General features: G+C 59.3%; 1 protein-coding gene. It reads right to left on the reverse strand.

Translation table 11 applies throughout. From position 1 onward, the window contains the following. Positions 1 to 478 precede the first annotated feature (478 nt). Positions 479 to 1,711, reverse strand: a complete 1,233-nt coding sequence (locus tag EB084_24515; protein NDD31427.1) for an IS256 family transposase — start codon at positions 1,709 to 1,711, stop codon at positions 479 to 481. Positions 1,712 to 1,887: the final 176 nt, after the last annotated feature.

The raw sequence follows: 1,887 nt of genomic DNA on the forward strand, positions 1-1,887 counted from the left end.
ACGGGTGACGATGCCGCGAGCCTGCTCTCAGGCAGGCGCCCCGACTCTGATGGGCGCGCTCGGTTTCGAGTACTGCCACACATGTGGCACGTGCGCAGGCTCGGGTAAGAGTACTGCCACACATCTGGCACGTGCGCAGGCTCGGGTAAGAGTACTGCCACACTTGTGGCACATGCGCAGGCTCGGTTTCGAGTACTGCCACACATGTGGCACGTGCGCAGGCTCGGTTTCGAGTACTGCCACACATGTGGCACATGCGCAGGCTCGGGTACGAGTACTGTCACAGATGTGGCACGTGCGCAGGCTCGGTTTCGAGTACTGCCACACATGTGGCGCGTGCGCAGGCTCGGGTACGAGTACTGGCACACATGTGGCGCGTAATTGCGGTTACGTACCACATCTGTGGCAGTACTCGGTCGTGTCTTGTCAAGTGGTGTAATTGGATTCCATCTATCTCCCTGGTCGAGAGCGGACGTGACTACTTGAACGGGACGATCTTCGTCTTTCCGCCCTCCACCTCTCGGCCTCTCCGTGAACCGTCGTTTATCTTCTCCAATGAGCTCTGGGTCAGGTACCGTCGTGAAACAGCCCATTCGTCGCTCTGTTCCATGAGAAGGGCTCCAACGAGGCGGATTGCGGAAGTGCGCGTGGGAAAGATGCCCACGACGTCTGTGCGGCGCTTGATCTCCTTGTTGAGTCGCTCGAGCGGATTCGTCGAGTAGATCTGGCGGGCGTGCTCCTCAGGAAAGGCCATGAACGCCAGCACGTCTTCAGCGGACTCACGCAATAGCGCCGAGACACGCGGGAAGCGCTTCTCGAGCGTGTCAGCAACGCTCTCCACCTGTTTGTGTGCAGTCTCGGCGTCGCTCTGGTTGAAGATCGTGCGAACGGTGGCAGCGACCATCTGCTGCGCACTCTTCGGAACGTGGCTCAGCACATTGCGCATGAAGTGAACTCGGCATCGTTGCCAAGATGCGCCGTTCACGACAGCAGCTATGGCTTTCTTCAATCCGAGATGACAGTCGCTGGTGATGAGCTGCACACCGGTCAGACCACGCGCCACAAGCGAGCGCAGGAAGACCGTCCAGAAGGCCTCGTCTTCAGCGGGGCCGAGATCAAGGCCGAGCACCTCACGCTTTCCCTCATTGTTAACGCCAACGGCAACTACCATCGCCATGTTGCGAACGCGCCCGTCCTCACGAACCTTCAGATAGGTTGCATCAAGCCAGATGTAGACCCATTGCCCTTCCAGAGGGCGGTTACGGAACTGCTCGACCTGATCATCGAGCTCCTGACACAACCGCGACACCATGCTCTTGTCGACGCCCTCGAGCCCCATGGCCTGTACGAGGTCATCGACTTTGCGGGTGCTGACACCCTTCACGTACGCTTCCTGGATGACTGATACCAGTGCGCGCTCCGCGCGGCGCCGAGGCTCCAGAATCGACGGGAAGTAGGAGCCCTGTCGTAACTTCGGGATCTGAAGCTCGATGGAACCGACTCGCGTGTCCCAGCGCCGTGGCCGATAGCCGTTACGCTGGACCTGGCGCTCGTCGCTGCGCTCGTGGAGAGCGGCGCCCGTCAGCTGCATCACTTCCATCTCCATCAACATCCGCGCCATCATCTCCAGAGACTTTCGCAGGAAATCCTGTGGGTCGTTTGCGCCGGCCTTGCACATCAACTCGGAAAGTGGCAAACTATCGTCAGCCATCGCTGCCTCCCTATTGGTTTGATTTGCTCTCAACCACAGGAAGCATGTCGATGGCTTCTTTGTCAACCGGCCGGATCTACGGCGCCGGTCTTACACCACTATCTGAGACTTTAACCCGCTAAACGCGGGAGTTTTCATTTCGGGAACGAATCGATCCGGCTCCATCGAGCGGCGCC

The sequence above is a fragment of the Pseudomonadota bacterium genome, assembly GCA_010028905.1.
Lineage (GTDB): Bacteria > Vulcanimicrobiota > Xenobia > RGZZ01 > RGZZ01 > RGZZ01.

Coding starts and splice junctions, on each gene's coding strand:
- EB084_24515 (NDD31427.1), bottom strand. CDS start 1,711: ATGGCTGACGATAGTTTGCCACTTTCCGAGTTGATGTGCAAGGCCGGC.